The 15,948-nt window shown below is 72.8% G+C and carries 18 protein-coding genes and 1 tRNA gene; 9 read left to right on the top strand and 10 right to left on the bottom strand.

Annotated elements, in window-relative coordinates:
• The first annotated feature begins 497 nt into the window (after positions 1-497).
• The 7 genes from ACN260_RS28170 to ACN260_RS28140 all read left to right on the top strand — a co-directional run bounded on the left by ACN260_RS28170 (position 498) and on the right by ACN260_RS28140 (position 6,967).
• On the top strand, positions 498-944 hold the full coding sequence (locus ACN260_RS28170; RefSeq protein WP_422753824.1) for a cobalamin B12-binding domain-containing protein: 447 nt from the start codon (positions 498-500) through the stop codon (positions 942-944).
• Complete coding sequence (locus ACN260_RS28165; RefSeq protein ID WP_422753823.1) at positions 941-2,221, top strand: methylaspartate mutase; 1,281 nt, start codon at positions 941-943, stop codon at positions 2,219-2,221. The genes ACN260_RS28170 and ACN260_RS28165 overlap by 4 nt, the downstream gene beginning before the upstream one ends.
• Positions 2,222-2,233: 12 nt before the next feature.
• Positions 2,234-3,190: an amino acid ABC transporter substrate-binding protein gene (locus ACN260_RS28160; RefSeq protein WP_422753822.1), complete on the top strand. Its 957-nt coding sequence runs from the start codon at positions 2,234-2,236 to the stop codon at positions 3,188-3,190.
• Positions 3,191-3,237: 47 nt separating this feature from the next.
• Positions 3,238-4,278 carry a DMT family transporter gene (locus ACN260_RS28155; RefSeq protein ID WP_422753821.1) on the top strand — a complete coding sequence of 347 codons (1,041 nt, stop codon included), beginning with the start codon at positions 3,238-3,240 and terminating at the stop codon, positions 4,276-4,278.
• A gap of 1 nt (position 4,279) precedes the next feature.
• Entirely contained in the window at positions 4,280-5,350 is a 1,071-nt protein-coding gene (locus ACN260_RS28150; protein WP_422753820.1) for an aspartate-semialdehyde dehydrogenase, read from the top strand.
• The gene (locus ACN260_RS28145) at positions 5,347-6,405 is read left to right on the top strand and encodes an aspartate kinase (protein WP_422753819.1); all 1,059 of its coding nucleotides are present in this window, start codon (positions 5,347-5,349) and stop codon (positions 6,403-6,405) included. Before ACN260_RS28150 ends, ACN260_RS28145 begins: the two co-directional genes overlap by 4 nt.
• 103 nt (positions 6,406-6,508) lie before the next feature.
• Positions 6,509-6,967: a Fur family transcriptional regulator gene (locus tag ACN260_RS28140; RefSeq protein WP_422753818.1), complete on the top strand. Its 459-nt coding sequence runs from the start codon at positions 6,509-6,511 to the stop codon at positions 6,965-6,967.
• 67 nt (positions 6,968-7,034) lie between these two features.
• Here the strand turns inward: ACN260_RS28140 and ACN260_RS28135 are convergent, their stop codons facing one another.
• The gene (locus tag ACN260_RS28135) at positions 7,035-7,427 is read right to left on the bottom strand and encodes an SCO5389 family protein (protein WP_422753817.1); all 393 of its coding nucleotides are present in this window, start codon (positions 7,425-7,427) and stop codon (positions 7,035-7,037) included.
• Positions 7,428-7,857: 430 nt separating this feature from the next.
• Between ACN260_RS28135 and ACN260_RS28130 the strand changes: the two genes are divergently transcribed.
• Positions 7,858-8,112 (top strand): type II toxin-antitoxin system Phd/YefM family antitoxin, encoded by a 255-nt coding sequence (locus tag ACN260_RS28130; RefSeq protein ID WP_422753816.1) that lies wholly within the window; start codon positions 7,858-7,860, stop codon positions 8,110-8,112.
• Positions 8,109-8,483, top strand: a complete 375-nt coding sequence (locus ACN260_RS28125; RefSeq protein ID WP_422753815.1) for a type II toxin-antitoxin system VapC family toxin — start codon at positions 8,109-8,111, stop codon at positions 8,481-8,483. Before ACN260_RS28130 ends, ACN260_RS28125 begins: the two co-directional genes overlap by 4 nt.
• Positions 8,484-8,738: 255 nt before the next feature.
• Here ACN260_RS28125 and ACN260_RS28120 read toward each other — a convergent pair whose 3' ends face one another.
• From ACN260_RS28120 to ACN260_RS28080, 9 genes are all read right to left on the bottom strand, one after another.
• The gene (locus tag ACN260_RS28120) at positions 8,739-9,053 is read right to left on the bottom strand and encodes a helix-turn-helix domain-containing protein (protein WP_422753814.1); all 315 of its coding nucleotides are present in this window, start codon (positions 9,051-9,053) and stop codon (positions 8,739-8,741) included.
• Positions 9,053-9,445: a type II toxin-antitoxin system RelE/ParE family toxin gene (locus tag ACN260_RS28115; protein WP_422753813.1), complete on the bottom strand. Its 393-nt coding sequence runs from the start codon at positions 9,443-9,445 to the stop codon at positions 9,053-9,055. Before ACN260_RS28115 ends, ACN260_RS28120 begins: the two co-directional genes overlap by 1 nt.
• Before the next feature lie 82 nt (positions 9,446-9,527).
• Positions 9,528-9,599 (bottom strand) — tRNA-Lys (locus tag ACN260_RS28110).
• Between the two features lie 84 nt (positions 9,600-9,683).
• On the bottom strand, positions 9,684-10,481 hold the full coding sequence (locus tag ACN260_RS28105) for an ABC transporter ATP-binding protein (protein WP_422756853.1): 798 nt from the start codon (positions 10,479-10,481) through the stop codon (positions 9,684-9,686).
• A complete protein-coding gene (locus ACN260_RS28100) occupies positions 10,478-11,545 on the bottom strand; it encodes a FecCD family ABC transporter permease (RefSeq protein ID WP_422753812.1) in 1,068 nt (355 codons plus the stop codon). Before ACN260_RS28100 ends, ACN260_RS28105 begins: the two co-directional genes overlap by 4 nt.
• Positions 11,542-12,591 (bottom strand): FecCD family ABC transporter permease, encoded by a 1,050-nt coding sequence (locus ACN260_RS28095; protein WP_422753811.1) that lies wholly within the window; start codon positions 12,589-12,591, stop codon positions 11,542-11,544. The genes ACN260_RS28100 and ACN260_RS28095 overlap by 4 nt, the downstream gene beginning before the upstream one ends.
• Entirely contained in the window at positions 12,588-13,526 is a 939-nt protein-coding gene (locus ACN260_RS28090; protein WP_422753810.1) for an ABC transporter substrate-binding protein, read from the bottom strand. The genes ACN260_RS28095 and ACN260_RS28090 overlap by 4 nt, the downstream gene beginning before the upstream one ends.
• Positions 13,527-13,589: 63 nt before the next feature.
• Positions 13,590-14,441 carry a siderophore-interacting protein gene (locus ACN260_RS28085; RefSeq protein ID WP_422753809.1) on the bottom strand — a complete coding sequence of 284 codons (852 nt, stop codon included), beginning with the start codon at positions 14,439-14,441 and terminating at the stop codon, positions 13,590-13,592.
• A gap of 174 nt (positions 14,442-14,615) precedes the next feature.
• Positions 14,616-15,935, bottom strand: a complete 1,320-nt coding sequence (locus ACN260_RS28080; RefSeq protein ID WP_422753808.1) for a protein kinase domain-containing protein — start codon at positions 15,933-15,935, stop codon at positions 14,616-14,618.
• Positions 15,936-15,948: the final 13 nt, after the last annotated feature.

Raw genomic sequence — 15,948 nt, 5'->3', positions numbered from 1 at the left:
GGTGACGGGAATGATGTGGGTCACTCCGTGGCGGGTGGTCGTCGGGTGCGGCGGGGGGCGCGGCCGACCCGATCTCAGGATGCGGAACGGAGGGATGGATTGCTTCGGTCACCATGCGTTACTGCGGGTCGCGGCCGGCCCGCCGGGCGGCGCTGGTGGGAAGCGGCCCGCAGGTGGCGCGGGTGGGCCGCGCGCGCATCGGCGGTGGCGATTTGGCTACCGTCCGTGTCCATAGATGGCGACCCGCCGGAAGTGAACCGGGACATTGCTTGTCAGGGTTCTGGTCGCGTCCTAGACTCGGCGACCGACAGATGTGTGAGACACCCACTTACGGGGAGTTGCGGTGTTCAATGCAATGGCGGGCCTGAGCTAGCCAGATCATCTTTCTGACCATGGAACGGCACCTTTCGCCGTGCTTCCGACCGGAGGCCGCGGCGGATCAGCCGTGCCCATTTTCCGTGACGATTTTCCGCTAGCGAAGTGTCCTGGAGTTCGGCATGCGCCTCTCAACGGCCAACGCACCGGTCGCTGTCCTGTCCACCATTCCTTCCGACTCGCACACCTGGAACCTGGTCTACCTCCACCTGCTGCTGGAGGAGCACGGCTTCCGGGTGGTCAACCTCGGCGCCTGCACGCCGACCGACGAACTCGTCGCCGCCCACCTGCGGCACACGCCCGACCTGGTCGTGGTCAGCACCGTCAACGGCCACGGCGCGGTCGAGGGCGGGCACCTGATCCGCCGGCTGCGCCGGCACGACCACACCACCCCCGTCGTGATCGGCGGCAACCTCGGCGTGGCCGGGTCCGCCGACGAACGGCACGTGCCCGCCCTGCTCGACGCCGGGTACACCGGCGTCTTCGTCGGTGACCGGGCCGTCGACGACTTCCGCGCCCACCTGCACACCCTGCACGCCCGTCCGCACCTGGCCGCGAGTCCGGTGTGACCCGGGGACGGTTCGCGTCGTACGTGGCCGACAACCAGGCCGCCGGTCGGTTGGTGGTGCAGCCCCGGATGGGCTTCGCCACCACCGAACAGATGCGCGGCGGCCTGCTCGCCGTCCGCGCCGCCCGGGCCACCACCGCCGGCACCCTCACCCTGGACAGCTTCACCCGGGTCGGCGACCACGCCAGCGCCGCCCGTGCCCTGGTGCACGGCCACGACCTCAACGGCTATCCGCTGGTCGCGCACGGGGCGGTGATGACCCGGGCGATGCTGGAGGACATCACCGCCGACGACTTCCCGGTCCAGGTACGACACGGGTCGGCGCTGCCGCTGGGCATCTTCCACGCCCTGCTCGACGCCGGCCTCGACGCCACCGAGGGCGGGCCCGTCTCGTACTGCCTGCCCTACAGCCGGGTGCCGTTGCGGGCGGCGGTCGACGAGTGGGCGGCCTGCTGCGAACTGCTCGCCACCGTGGGCGACGGGCGGGGCGCCCACCTGGAGAGCTTCGCCGGCTGCATGCTCGGCCAGCTCTGCCCGCCGTCCCTGCTCGTCGCGCTGGGCATCCTGGAGGGTCTGTTCTTCCGCCGGCACGGGGTGCGCAGCCTGTCGCTCAGCTTCGCCCAGCAGACCAACCCCGGGCAGGACCTGGACGCGCTGCTGGCCCTGCGGCACCTGGCCGCCGAGTTCCTGCCGGACTGCGACGTACACCTGGTGGTCTACACGTTCATGGGGCTGTTCCCCCGCACACCGGCCGGTGCCGCCGAGATCCTGGCGGAGAGCGTCCGGCTCGCCGTGACCGGTGGGGCCGCCCGGCTGATCGTCAAGACCTCGGCCGAGGCGTTCCGCATCCCCACCGTCGCGGAGAACGTCGCCGCCCTGGAGTTCGCCGCCGCCCAGGCGGCCCGCTGCGCCGTACCGACCCGGCAGTCCTTCGACCCGGCCGCCTCCCCGGCGTACGCGGAGGCCCGGCTGCTCGTCGAGGCCGTCCTCGACCTGCACCCGGAGCCCGGTGCCGCCCTCGCCGCGGCGTTCGGCACCGGCCTGCTCGACGTGCCGTTCTGCCTGCACCCGGAGAACGCGAACCAGGCCCGCAGCCGGGTCGAACCCGACGGGACGCTGCGCTGGACCCGGACCGGCCGGATGCCGCTGCGACCCGCCACCGGCCACGCCGCCGACCTCGGCTCGGCCGAACTGATCGACATGCTCGCCTTCAACCAGCGCCGCTTCGACACCCCGACCACCGAGCCGACCACGCCGGCCCTGAGCCCGGCCCGTTGACAGGGAGACCCGATGACCTCGGTCCTGACCAGCACGACCGCCCGCCTCGACCGGGTCCGCCGCCACGGCGCGGTGCGCGCCGGGGTGAGCACCGGCATCCGTGGCCTGTCCGCCCCCGACACCGACGGCCGGTGGCAGGGCCTGGACGTGGACACGGCCCGTGCGGTGGCCGCCGCCGTGCTCGGTGACGCCAACGCGGTCGAGTTCGTGCCGCTGACCCCGGACCAGCGGATGCCCGCCCTGGCCGGCGACGACATCGACCTGCTCACCTGCAACGCCACCTGGACGGTGAGCCGGGAGGCCGGCTTCGGGGCCACCTTCGTCGCCACCACCTGCTATGACGGCGGGGCGTTCCTGGTGCCCCGGGCGTCCGGTGTCACCGCCGCCGCGCAGCTCGCCGGACGCCGGATCGGGGTGCTCGGCGGCACCAGCAGCGCCGCCAGCCTCGCCCGCTACTACGCGCCGTTGAACGCCGAGGTCGAGGTGGTGCCGTACCCGGACGCGGCGGACGCCCTCGTCGGGTACCGCGACGGCGCGGTCGACGCGTACGTCTGCGACGGGGTGGTGCTGGCGGCCGAGAAGACCCGGCTGCCGGACCCCGACGCCCACGTCGTCCTGCCCGAGCTGATCTCCCGCGAGCCGATGGGCCCGGCGGTCGCCGACGGTGACTCGCACTGGCTCAAGACGGTCCGCTGGATCATCTTCGCGCTGATCGCCGCCGAGGAGGAGGGCCTGACCTCGGCCACCGTCGGCCAGGGCGCGGCGTCGGCGCTGCTGGAGGCGCAGGCCAGCCTCGGCGACACGCTCGGCCTGCCGCGGACCTGGATCGGCGACGCCGTCGGTCAGGTCGGCAACTACGGCGAGGTGTACGACCGCAGCTTCGGCGCGGCCAGCGGTCTCGACGTGCCCCGCGGCCTCAACGACCTGTGGACGCGCGGCGGCCTGATGTACGCCCCGCCGTTCGCCTGAGCACGGCCGCAGCCGAGGGGGCGGCGACCGCAACCGGAAGGGACACGATGGAGAACCACCGCAGCAGCAGGACACCGATGGTCCAGATCATCGTCGCGATGGCGGGCTGGGGCACGATCGGGGTGTTCGTCCTCGAATCCGGGCAGCCGGCGTTCAACGTGGTCTTCGCCCGGTGCGTGCTGGGCGCGGTCGCCCTCGCCGTGGCCTGCCTGGTCGGCGGCTACTTCCGCGACACCGGGCTGACCCGGCGCAACCTGCTGCTCGCCGCCGGTGGCGGGGTCTGCCTGGTGTTCAACTGGGTGTTCCTGTTCTCCTCGTTCGAGCAGACGTCGATCACCATCACCACCGTCGTCTACCACACCCAGCCGTTCTACGTGCTGTTCCTCGGTGCGCTGCTGTTCAAGGAACGGCTCACCCGGGCCAACGTCGGCTGGGTGGTGCTGGCCTTCGTCGGGCTGGTACTGACCACCGAACTGTGGACGGCGCTGCGCGGCGGAGGACTGGACTCCCGGCAGCTCCTGGGCATCCTCAACGCGCTGGCCGCCGCCGTCCTCTACGCCTTGGCCACCATCGCCGCAAAGCAGCTCAAGGGGGTACGGCCGCAGATCACCGCACTGATCCAGGTGCTGATCGGCATCCCGCTGCTGCTGCCGTTCGTCCGCTTCGCCGCGCTGCCGGCACCGGGTGCGAGCAGTTGGATCTGGCTGGCGGTGCTCGGGGTGTTCCACACCGGCGTGCTCTACCACCTGCTCTACTCCGCCGTTCCGCACCTGCCCAGCTCCACCATCGCGGTGGTGGCGTTCGTGAATCCGGCGGTGGCGATCGTCTGCGACGTCGTCGTCTACGCCCACCGGCCCACCCTCGCCGAGATCGTCGGCATCGTGCTGATCGTGCTGTCCAGCCTCGGGGTGACGCTGCGCTGGCAACCGCTGGCCGCCCGCGGGCCGAACGCCGGGCCCGGCGACGCGTCGACCGGGCCCGAGGTGCCCGTACCGGCCGAGGTGCCGGTGGCGACCGGGGCACCCACTCCTCTGGTGACCGTCGACGAGGCCGGGTCACCCCACTCCGTCCTTCGAAAGCAGGGCTGACGTGACATCCTCCACCGACACCCCCGCTCTTCCCGAGACCGACCTGCGGGCCGCCACCGGCGCCGCGTTGCCGGTCGCCGTCGTCGGGGCCACCGGCGCGGTGGGTCGTACCCTGATCGACCTGCTCGTCCAACGGGGTTTCCCGGTCGGCCAGTGCGTGCCGGTGGCGTCGGCGCGCTCCGCCGGGCACCGTATCGACGTGCCGGGCGGCACCGCGACCGTCCACGACCTCGACCGGTACGACTTCTCCGACGTGGCGCTGGCGTTCTTCTCCGCCGGCACCGGGGTCAGCGAACGGCACGCCCGTCGAGCCGCCGCCCAGGGCGCCCTGGTCATCGACAACACCAACGCGTTCCGGATGGCGGCGGACGTGCCGCTGGTGGTGCCGCAGGTCAACCCGGACGTGCTGGACCGGCGGCCGGACAGCGGCATCATCGCCAACCCGAACTGCTCCACCATTCCGCTGGTGCGCCTGCTGGCTCCGCTGCGTCAGCGGTACGGCCTGCGCCGGGTCACCGTCAGCACCTACCAGGCGGCCTCCGGCCGGGGTAACCGGGGAATGGCGGAACTGCGTGCCCAGGCCGCCGCCGCGACCGACGACCCGACCCGGACCGGCCCGGTCGAGGCGTTCGGGGTGCCGCTGGCGTACAACGTGATCCCGCTGATCGACACGCTGCTCGCCGACGGGTTCACGCTGGAGGAGCAGAAGATGCGGCAGGAGAGCCGCAAGATCCTCCGCGACCCGACGCTGGACGTGACGGCCACCTGCGTCCGGGTGCCGGTGCTCAACGGGCACAGCGAGACCGTGGTGGTGGACTGCGACGCGCCGGTCGACGCCGGGGATCTGGCCGCGCTGCTGGCCGGTGAGCCCGAGGTCCGGGTGTGGGCCGACCGGCCGCCGACCCCACGCACCCTCGACGACGCCGACCTGGTGCACGTCGGGCGGATCCGGGTCGACCCGGAGCACCCGAACCGGGTGGCGTTCTGGTTGGTGGCGGACAACCTGCGGATCGGCGCCGCGCTGAACGCGGTGCAGATCGCGGAGGCGCTGGTGGCGAGGGGGATCCGGTGAGCCGGGTACGGGTGGTCAAGTTCGGCGGTTCCAGCTTCGCCGGGCCGGAGCACTTCCACACCGTCGCCGCCCACCTCGCCGGGCGGGTGCGCGACGGCGAGAAGCTGGTGGTCGTCACCAGTGGGATGCCCGGGGCCACCGAGGAACTGCGTCGCCTCGCCACCGAACTGCACCCCGAGGTCAGCAGCCCGGCCCTGCTCGGCCTGCTGCCGTTGGCCGACACGGTCGGTGCGGCCCTGCTGCGGATCGCGTTGGAACGCGCCGGTCTGCGCGTCGAACTGCTGCCGCCGCACCACACCGGCCTGGCCAGCAGCCCGGCGGGTGGGCAGGCCGCAGCCCTCACCGGTGTCGACCCGGTCTACCTGCACGGGCACCTGGCCGCCGCCGACGCGCTGGTGCTGCCCGGCGGTCAGGCGGCCGACGCCCACCAGCGCCCCACCTGGCTGGGTAAGAACAGCTCCGACCTGTCCGCAGTCGCGGTCGCCGCCGCGCTGCGGCTGCCGGGCTGCGACATCCACTCCGACGTGGAGGGTGTGTACGACGCCGACCCCCGGCAGGTCCCGGCGGCGCGACTGCTGCCGACCCTGGCGTACGCCGACGTGGTGACCATGGCGCGGGCCGGCGCGAAGGTGCTGCACTCCGGGGCCGTGGAGCTGGCCGCCCGGCACGGCGTGACGGTCACCTGCCGGCTGAACACCGGTGACTTCCGGGTCGGTTCGGTGATCGGCCCGACCGGTGACCCGGCGTACGCGGTGGTGGCCGACGCCCGTTCCGTGGTGCTCACCGGAGACGACCCGGACGCCGTCGAGGCGGTGCTCGCCGCCGAGGGCCTGACCACGCTCCGGGTGGCCGGCGCGGTGGTGGTGACCGGCTCGTTCGCGGACGTGCCGGCGCTGCTCGCGGCGCGGGGCAGGACCTGCACGGTGACCGGGCAGAAGCTGCTCACCGTGCTGCGCGCCGGAGTGCCCGGGTACGAGCTGGTGCCGGCCACCGAGCTGGCGGTGGTCGCTCGGTCGCGGCACGCGTCCCTGGCCCCGGTCGCGGCGGTGGCCTGACCCGCCCCCGGCGGTCGTCGTCCCGGGCCCACCACGGGCGGTGGGGTGCCCGTACCCGCAGCGCATAATGGGTACGGCCTCCGCGTGGACCGGTGGGGGCGGGATGCAGCGACGGCCGCCGGGCGGGGCCGGGGCGACGAGCGGAGACGGCGGTACGGTGACCCAGGCGATGCCGAACGTGACCCGGAACACCCGTCAGCGCGGCGAGGTGCTGGCGCTGCTGCGCGAGGTCGACGGTTTCCACACCGCGCAGCAGCTGCACCAGATGCTGGTGGCCCGCAAGGCCCGGGTCGGGTTGACCACGGTCTACCGCACCCTGCAACTGCTCGTCGATGCCCAGGAGATCGACTCCACCCGGCTGCCCGGCGGCGAGCAGTTGTTCCGCCGGTGCAGTCAGAGCCGGCACCACCACCACCTGGTCTGCCGGCGGTGCGGCAGCACCGTCGAGGTGGCCGGGCCGGCGGTCGAGCGGTGGGCCGACCAGGTCGCCGCCCAGCACGGTTTCACCGAGGTCGGGCACACCTTCGAGATCTTCGGCACCTGCGCGGATTGCGCCCGCTGACGACCAGGGCCACCGGGTGCGCCGGACCGGGACGGTTGTTCCCGGTCCGGCGCACCCGGGCGGCGGGTCAGCAGTTGCGCAGCTCGGGTGACTGGTTCAGGAGCTGGCCCCGGGTGGAGACGAACCGGCGGTAGGACTCCGAATCGACCGCCGCCGGACGGAACGCGGCGACCCGGTGGCAGTTCTGGAAGGCCAGCTTCACCCCGAAGTGGCGTTCCAGGCTGGCCCGGATGGCGTCGCTGGCCATCGCGCGCAGCAACTGCCCCCGCTCGGCGTCACCGGGCGGAGGTACGACGTTGTCCGCCCGGTCGGCACCGGACGACTCCAGGTCGGCGACGACCCGGCTCACGGTCTGCCAGGCGTACGGCAGCGATTCCCGGACGCAGGCGACGAAGTCCCGGTCGTCGACGGGGCCCGCCTCGGCGGCTTCCAGCAGGGCGGATGGCACGGTGAGAGACATGGGTGCTCCTCATGCTCATAATGATTATGGTTGTCGTTAGCGCTAACGCAGGGAGCACACCATGTCACCCGTTCCGAGTCAACAGCGACACCCCGGCTGCGGGAGCCGGTGCGGCTCACCGGGCATCCCACCCGGTGGCGGCTCAGCCGCGCCTGAACTCACACTTCGGGCGGTGGGGGCTGCCCGGTCCACCGCAGCTCGGTGCCGCAGTGAGCGCGCGGGCGACACCCGCCACTCGTGGCGGGCCGCCTGGAAACCCATGCGGGTGACCCGTCCACAGCACCGGAAGCGAGTGGGACGCCACGCTCACCTCTCCCCGGCACGGGACCCGGACGGCGTCCGGCGACCGGCGGTCCTGGGCACCCGAGGTTGCTGATGCATGGGGCCGGGCGCGCTAAACTAACTACTTAGCTAAGGGGGAGGTTGCGCCATGGCGGCTGAGGCGGTGCATTACAACATGCACGACGCCAAGACCCATCTGTCGCGCATCATCGAACGGGTGGAACACGGCGAGGAGATCATCATCGACCGGGCCGGCACCCCGGTGGCGAAGGTCGTACCGCTGGTCCGGCGGGCTGACCGCACCGCAATCGGCTCCCTCGCCGGCCAACTGGACCTCTCCGGCGACTGGGACTCACCACAGACCAACGCGGAGATCGCCGACGACTTCGGCATCGGCGCATGAACCTGCTGCTGGACACTCACGTCGCGCTCTGGGCCATCACCGGCGACTCGACCCTCAGCGCCGAGTTGCTCGACCAACTACGCCACGAGCCGGACATTTTTCTCTCCCCGGTCACCCTGTGGGAGATCACCATCAAACAGAGCACCGGGAAACTCGCCGGACCGCCTGACCTTGCAGAGCGGGTGAGGGACATGGGCTTCCGGGAGCTCCCGGTGACCCACGCCCACGCCGTTACCGCCGGCCGCCTGCCATCGCATCACCGCGATCCCTTCGACCGCATGCTGGTGGCACAGGCGATAACCGAAGGGCTGACCCTCGCATCCCGCGACGCATCGATAGCGCTGTACGACGTCGACGTCCTCACGGTGTGACCGGACAGCTCGGTCCACGCCTGCTACCCGCGACAGGCCCAGGCAACTCGTCCACTGGTCGCCCCCAATTCCGAGGGGCACCGGTTGCTTAGCCGTCGTGGCCCGCAATTCCGTGTATCGGCCCCTTCGATCGGTATCCGTTTCGGTGGGCCGGAGGTACCACCATGCGAACCAACCGGCGACCATCGCCGGTGACCCGTTGCCGCTGCGGGTGCGCAGGTCGGGAGCGCGGCTCGTCGGCCCGGCGGCGCAGGATCAGGCGATCTGACGGAGATCGCTGCCGTAGTCAAAGATGATCCTCATCCGGGCGCCTAGCGCCCGCGCGTACCGGCTCAGGGTCGCGACCTCGTTGGCCTCCAAGTCGCCGTTCTCGATCTGGCTGACCCGACCGGGCGTGACCCCCATCAACTCGGCAACCTCCCGCTGGGTGAGCCCGAGACGCTTGCGCTCCTCGGCCAGGTGGAACGCGCTGACCCACGCCTCGGTGCGGGCGCGCTCCACATCGAGCGCGTCGTCGTCCCCGTCGTGCAAGTCGGCACGGATGTCGTCCCAGTTATGGAAGTCGCTCATCAGCCCTCCCTCCGCTTCCTCTCAAAGGCGAGCCAGCCCTCGTACGCGACCTCGGCGACCGGGATCGCTTCCTCATACCATCGAGACCAGTCGCCGGCCTTGTTGCCGGCCACCAACAGCACCGCCTGCGACCAGGGATCGAAGACGAACAGAACCCGGATGGCGACGTCCCGCCCGGACCTTGGTCGCAGCTCCTTCAGATTGCCGATGTTCGAACCTCTGAGTGTGTCGACCAACGGACGCCCCAGGCCCGGACCGGTCTCCGCGAGCATGTCGATCGCTACGTTGACCGACCGGTACGTTGCCGGATCGGTCTGACGAAGCGAGCGCAACCAGTCGCGGACATCGCCTGTCGTTCTGATCGCCCAGCGATGGGCGGGGCCGTGAGGCATGAGCCAACTATAGCTCAGGCTATACCTTGAGGCGGCATGCGAACCGAGAAGCGCAGGTCGAGGGTTGGATAACATCGGTCGGTGGGCCGCCAGGGACTCGAACCCTGAACCTAAGGATTAAAAGTCCTCAGCTCTGCCATTGAGCTAGCGGCCCGTTCGCCCACAGGTTACCCGACCACGCCCTCCCGGTCGGGTACGCCTGCGGGCGGCCCCGACGGCCGGGCTCCCGTCGCCCACCTCACCCGGCGGCCGGTTCCCGGGTGTCGGCCGGTACGACCATCGGCGCCCCGGTGACCGGGTCGGGGACGACCTGGTTCGACATCCCGAACACCTCGGCGACGAGCCCGGCGTCGACCGTCGAGGCGGGGTCGCCCTCGGCCACGATCCGGCCGTCGCGCATCGCCACCAGGTGGGTGGCGTACCGGGCGGCGTGGTTGAGGTCGTGCAGCACGGCCACCACGGTGCGTCCCCGGGTGACCAGGCGGTGCAGCACGTTGAGCACGTCGATCTGGTGTGCCACGTCCAGGTAGGTGGTGGGTTCGTCGAGCAGGACGAGCGGCGTCTCCTGGGCGAGCACCATGGCGATCCAGGCGCGCTGGCGTTGCCCGCCGGAGAGTTCGTCGACCCGCCGGTCGGCCAGGTCGGTGGTGCCGGTGGAGTCGAGCGCCGACTCGACGGCCTCCTCGTCGGCGTGGGAGAAGCGGCGCAGCACCCGCTGGTGGGCGTAACGGCCCCGGCCGACCAGTTCGCGCACGGTGATCCCCTCGGGCGCGGTCATGGTCTGCGGCAGCAGCGCGAGCCGGCGGGCGCGTTCCTTCGCCGGCAGGTCGACCAGGTCCGCTCCGTCGAGCGTGACCCGGCCCCCGGCGGGGCGGAGCAGCCCGGACAGCGCCCGCAGCAGCGTCGACTTGCCGCACGCGTTGGGCCCGATGAGCACGGTGAACGAGCCGTCGGGCACGGCGAACGACAGGTCGGCGCTGACGGTGCGCTGGTCGTACCGGAGGGTGACGTTCTCGGCCCGCAGCCGCGCGGTCAGCTGGTCGACCATCGGGTCCTCCTGATCTCGTGGACGAGCAGCCAGAGCAGGTACGCGCCGCCGAGGGTGACCGTGACCACCCCCACCGGCACGGTCAGCGGGATCACGTGCTGGGCGATCAGGTCGGCGCCGAGCAGCAGCAGCGCCCCGACCCCGGCGGTGGCGGCGAGCGGCAGGCCCGGCGCCCGGACGAGCCGGCGGGCGATCTGCGGGGCGGCCAGGGCGACGAAGGAGATCGGGCCGGCGACGGTGGTGACGGCGCTGACCAGGACGACCGCGATGACCACGAGGACGGCGCGGTCGCGGTCGACCGCGACTCCGCTGGCGGCGGCGACGTCGTCGCCCAGTTCGAGCTGGGCCAGGGCCGCCGCCCACAGTGGGGTAACGGCCAGCAGCACCAGGATGATCGCGGCGGCCGGCCAGACCACGTCGGCGGTGGCGGTGTTGAGCGAGCCGGCGCCCCAGGCGGCGGCGAACAGCGCCGTCTCCAGGTCGGCGCGCAGCAGCAGCCAGGTGTTGGTGGCGGCGAGCATCGACGAGACGCCGACCCCGACGACGATGAACCGGAACCCGGAGAGCCCGTCCCGGTAGGCGAGCAGGTAGATCGCCAGCGCCGCGAGCAGGCCACCGGCGAGCGAGCCGAGCATCAGCAGGTGCCAGCCGCCGCCGAGCAGCAGCAGGGCGATCAACATGCCGGTGAACGAGCCGTTCGCCAGGCCGATGATGTCCGGGCTGGCCAGCGGGTTGCGGGTGATGGTCTGGAAGATCGCCCCGGCGACGCCGAGGGCCGCGCCGAAGACGACGGCGGCGGCGATGCGGGGCAGCCGCCACTCCAGCACGACGGTGCGGGTCAGCCCGTCGATCCGGCCGCCGAGCACGCCGAGCACCTCGTCGAGGCGCAGCGGGAAGTCACCCAGCCAAAGGCCGGTCACCGCCAGCGCCGCGACGACGAGCGCGGCGGCGGCGCAGACGGCGGCTTCGCGTACGCCGACGGTCACGTGCCGGTGGTCGGTGCCGAGCATCAGCCGGCGACCCCCGGCGGTGCGGCGGACCGGCCGGTTCACAGCGCGGTTGCCCGTCGGCGTCGGGCCAGCGCGATCAGCATGGGCGCGCCGACGAACGCGGTGACGATGCCGACGGGCATCTCGCTGGGCAGCACGGCGATCCGGCCGAGCACGTCGGCCAGCAGCACCAGCATCCCGCCGGCCAGCAGCGACCCGGCGAGGATGCGGCGCTGGTCGGTGCCGACGCCCCAGCGCACCAGGTGCGGCACCACGAGCCCGACGAACGAGATGGGGCCGGCGATGGCGCTCGCCCCACCGGCGAGCAGGGTCACCGCGCCGAGCACGAGCAGTCGGGTCCGGACCAGGCTGACGCCCTGGGCGGCGGCCAGGTCGGGGCCGAGCGCGAGCGCGTTGAGGCTGCGGGCCGCGACCAGCGCGGCGAGCAGCCCGGCCACAATCAGCGGCAGCACCGGCAGCACCACGGCGGTGTCGCGTTCGAGCAGGCTGCCGGCGTTCCAGCCGCGCATCCGGTCGAAGGTGTCGGGGTGGGTGAGGGTGATCCCGGTGGTCAGGCCGGCGAGCACGGCACCGGTCGCCACCCCGGTCACCAGCAGCCGGGTCGGGGTGGCCCGCAGGTCGGCGGCGCCGCCGACGGCGTACACGGCGACGGCGACCAGGAGCGCGCCGAGCAGGGCGAGCCACATGTAGCCGGCCGGCGAGGTGATCCCGAAGAAGGCGATGCCGGCGGCGACGAACGCGGCGGCTCCGGCGTTGACGCCGAGGATGCCCGGTTCCGCGAGCGCGTTGCGGGTGAACGCCTGCATCAGCGCGCCCGCGACGCCGAGCCCGGCCCCGACGAGCAGCCCGGCGAGGGTACGCGGCAGGCGCTGCCCCCAGACGACGTACTGCGCGGTGTCGCTGCCCGTGCCCCGCAGCGCCGCCCAGACGTCCGCCGGGGGCACCGGGTTCGCGCCCACGAAGACCGACAACACCAGCGACCCCACGAGTACGACGACCGCGCCGGCCAGCCACCGCCGGGTGGTACGGCGACGCGCGGTACGGCCGGTGTCCGGCCGTACCGCGCGGGCGGGTGTGGTGGCGGTCAACTCGACGCGGTGAGGATGCGTTCGAGGTCGTCGAGGACGACCTTCCCGCCGACCGTGCCGACCCCGGTGATCCAGAACGACTGGTCGACGAGGTGCAGGCGGGGGAAGGCGGCGGCGTTGGCGGTGACCGAGGCGGGGATGGTGCTGCGGTCGTTGACGTCGACGGTGGTGACGAAGACGTGGTCGGCCTTGGCCTCCAGCACCCGTTCCGGGGAGACGTCGACCGAGATGGAGTCCTCCCAGTCGCGCTCGGGGGTGGTGAAGCCGACGCACTCCAGGGCGCTGCCGGCGAACGAGGTGGGCCCGTAGAGGGTGAGGACGCCGTCGCGGGGGCGGATGAGCTGCGCGGTCTTCCCGGCGGTGCCGAACTTCCTGGCGATGTCCGCGCACCGCTGCTGGAAGCCGGTGAGGAGCTTGTCGGCGGAGTCCGCGCCGCCGAGCGTGGTGGCGGTGAACTTCACGTTGTCCTGCCACGGGTCGGCCTGGGACGCCATGAACACGGTCGGGGCGACGTCGGTGAGCTGCTGGTAGAGCGCGGAGTGCCGGGACTCGGTGCCGATGATCAGGTCGGGCTTGAGGGCCGCGATCTTCTGCACGTTGGGTTCCTGGACGGTGCCGACGGTGGTGATGCCGGCGGCCTTGTCGCCGAGGTACCTGGGCACGCCGGCGGCCTCGTTGAGCACGGCCGCGCCGACCGGGGTGATCTCCAGGGCGATGGCGGTGTCGAGCTGGACCGGTTCGAGGACGACGACCCGGGTCGGCTTGTTGGGCACGGCGGTCTTGCCGCGTGCGTGCTCGACGGTTCTGGTGTCGCCGACGCTGCCCGCCGGGTCGGAGTCGTCGGAGCCGCAGGCGGCCACGGCGAGCACCGCCGCCGAGGCGACGGTGAGGGCGAGGAGTCGTCGGCGGATTGTTCGAGGGGTCGGCGTGCGCATGGTGCAGGTTCCCGTCTGGCTACTGACAGTGATTACTCACGGCGATGTTTAGGTTAGCATTACCTAATCATCGATCTCGTCACGGGCCGGCCGGTCGTGCCAGTAGCCCTGGGTGTGCACCTGCTGTAGATCAACGTTCGCCTCGGTGAAGAGCCGACGCACCATGGCAATCTGACTACTCTCCGTAGCTGTCCAGGCGTAGAAGTCCGTCCCCGCGGTCGCCGCCGCCCGGCCGTGGCCGGCCAGCCAGTCGGCCACCAGCCCGGTCAGTGTCGTCCCGCCCCGGGCATCGCCCCGCAGCCGGACCTCGACCCGGTGGCCGGCGGTCACGTCGTCGAGGGGGGCGGCATCCGCCGCGTCGCCCGCCTCCAGCAGGACCGTCGCCCGCACCCCCGGGCCGAGGCCGGACAGGATGCCGCGCACCGCCGGGTACGCCGTCTCGTCCGCCGCGATCAGCACCCGCGTCGCCGGCCCCGGTTCCCACTGCACGCCGTACCCGGGTTGGCCGGCCGCCACGTGCGGGCCCGACAGGAGCAGCCGGTCACCCGGCCGGGCCGCCGCCGCCCAGCCGCTCGCCGGGCCGTGCGGCTGGTGCAGGTAGAAGTCCAGGTCCAGCTCGCCCGCCGTCGGCCGGGTCCGGTACGCGGTGTAGCTGCGCAGCCTCGGGCGCACACCGCCGTGAATGGCCCGCCACTCGCGTCGCCACGTCTGTTCGGGCAGCCCCGCCCGCAGTTCGGCCGGGTAGCCGCCGTCGACCGGTAGCATGATCTTGATCCGCTGGTCGAGCTGGTACGGGGCCATCTCCCGCAGCCGCTCGTCGCCGAGCGTCACCCGGACGAACCCGGGCGACAGTCGCCGGGTCGCCGTCACGGTCGTCGCGAACAGGACGTTGGGCGAGTTGCCGAATGCTGACATGCCGGCAGAGGCTAGCCTGCCCCGTCCGGGCAGCTCACCGCCCCGGACCCGGCAGTGACCCGGACCCACCCGCCCGCCGTCCGCCGGACCGGGTCGTCCGCCGTCCGCCGGACCGGGTGGCCCGGTGCCGGCGGGACAGGCCGTCACGGGCCCGGTCCCCGGCGCGGCCCGCCCTCAGCGAGCCTGCCGGAGCGCGTCGGCCAGTTCCGTGGCCGTCGTCGCGGTGACCCGGGGCTGGTCGACGAGCATCGCGTCGATCACCCCGGCCAGCCGTGGCGGCACGGATCCGGCCCGCTGCCGCACGGGCACCGGCCGGGTACGCAGGACCACCGCGACCGGGTCGGCCCCGGCGGGGAAGTCCCGGGGCGTCGCCCCGGTCAGCATCCAGTAGAGACAGGCGGTGACCGCCCAGAGGTCCACCTCCGGACGGGCGTACCGGTAGTCGATGAGTTGGGCGCGGGGCTGGAAGGCCAGGCTGCCGCCGGTCGCACCGGTCCCGGTGTGCCCGGACAGGCCCGCCTTCTCGAACGCCTTCGCCAGCCCGAAGTCGGCGACCTTGGTGACGACCTCCCCCGCGGGCCCGGTGGTGAGCAGGAGGTTGTGCGGGGTGACGTCCCGGTGCACCAGGCCGTGGGCGGTCCGGGTCCGGCCGTCGGCCAGCACGACCGCGAGTTCCGCCCGGTGGGCGTAGGCCAGCGCGTCCAACGCGTCGAGCGTGATCGGTAGCGCCTCGTCGACCGTGAGCCGGCCGCCGCGTCGGGCCACCAACTCGGCGACGCTGCCACCCGGGCAGTACTCGCAGGTGAGGAAGAACGCGCCGGCGGCCGTACCGCTGCCGTGCAGGGCGACGATGTTGGGGTGCCGCAGCCCCCGGGTGCAGGCGATCTCACGGCGGAAGGCGTCCCGCGCGGCAGGGTCCACCGCCCGGTCGGCGAGCAGCGTCTTCAGGGCGACGAGCCGGCCGGACGGCTCGTGGCGGGCCAGGTAGACGACACCGTGGCCGCCCCGCCCGAGCTCGCGCAGCACCCGGTGGTCGGCGAAGCCGTCGAGGCCGGGGACCCCGGGCGCGGGGGCCGCCGCCATCGCCGGTAGGGCCCGACCCCGGTCCGGTCCGGTCGCCGCGGACGCCCGCGTCCCGTCGTGGGAAAGGGTGACGCGTACCGTCGCGCGTCCGATCCACACCTCGTCACCGGCCGACAGGAGCCGCCCGTCGTCGACGGGCCGGCCGTCGAGCCAGGTGCCGTGCCGGCTGCCGAGGTCGCGTACCCACACCTGCGGCGGATCGATGTCGAGCCGGCAGTGCCGGCGGGAGACCCGTCGGTGCCCGTCGTCGACCCGGATCCCGCAGTCGGCGGCCCGCCCCACCACGACCGAGGTGCGGTGGTCGAAGACGTACGTGTCGACGGTGGACCCGACCCGGACGGTCACCGTGACGGTCGGTGGAGCCGGCACCGCCCCGGCGGGTCGCCCGGCCCCGGGGTCGTCGGTGCCCACGCCCGGCCGCCCG

The sequence above is a fragment of the Micromonospora sp. WMMD708 genome (assembly GCF_049315245.1).
GTDB classification, from domain to species: Bacteria; Actinomycetota; Actinomycetes; order Mycobacteriales; family Micromonosporaceae; genus Micromonospora; species Micromonospora wenchangensis.
Note: the sequence above shows the minus strand (reverse complement) of the source record. Positions and strands in the feature narration are given on the sequence as shown.

Bases quoted from the DNA above. Each gene is read 5' to 3' on its own strand.
- ACN260_RS28170 (WP_422753824.1), top strand. From the start codon at position 498: ATGCGCCTCTCAACGGCCAACGCACCGGTCGCTGTCCTGTCCACCATT.
- ACN260_RS28160 (WP_422753822.1), top strand. From the start codon at position 2,234: ATGACCTCGGTCCTGACCAGCACGACCGCCCGCCTCGACCGGGTCCGC.
- ACN260_RS28155 (WP_422753821.1), top strand. From the start codon at position 3,238: ATGGAGAACCACCGCAGCAGCAGGACACCGATGGTCCAGATCATCGTC.
- ACN260_RS28140 (WP_422753818.1), top strand. From the start codon at position 6,509: ATGCAGCGACGGCCGCCGGGCGGGGCCGGGGCGACGAGCGGAGACGGC.
- ACN260_RS28135 (WP_422753817.1), bottom strand. From the start codon at position 7,427: ATGTCTCTCACCGTGCCATCCGCCCTGCTGGAAGCCGCCGAGGCGGGC.
- ACN260_RS28130 (WP_422753816.1), top strand. From the start codon at position 7,858: ATGGCGGCTGAGGCGGTGCATTACAACATGCACGACGCCAAGACCCAT.
- ACN260_RS28125 (WP_422753815.1), top strand. From the start codon at position 8,109: ATGAACCTGCTGCTGGACACTCACGTCGCGCTCTGGGCCATCACCGGC.
- ACN260_RS28120 (WP_422753814.1), bottom strand. From the start codon at position 9,053: ATGAGCGACTTCCATAACTGGGACGACATCCGTGCCGACTTGCACGAC.
- ACN260_RS28115 (WP_422753813.1), bottom strand. From the start codon at position 9,445: ATGCCTCACGGCCCCGCCCATCGCTGGGCGATCAGAACGACAGGCGAT.
- ACN260_RS28090 (WP_422753810.1), bottom strand. From the start codon at position 13,526: ATGCGCACGCCGACCCCTCGAACAATCCGCCGACGACTCCTCGCCCTC.
- ACN260_RS28085 (WP_422753809.1), bottom strand. From the start codon at position 14,441: ATGTCAGCATTCGGCAACTCGCCCAACGTCCTGTTCGCGACGACCGTG.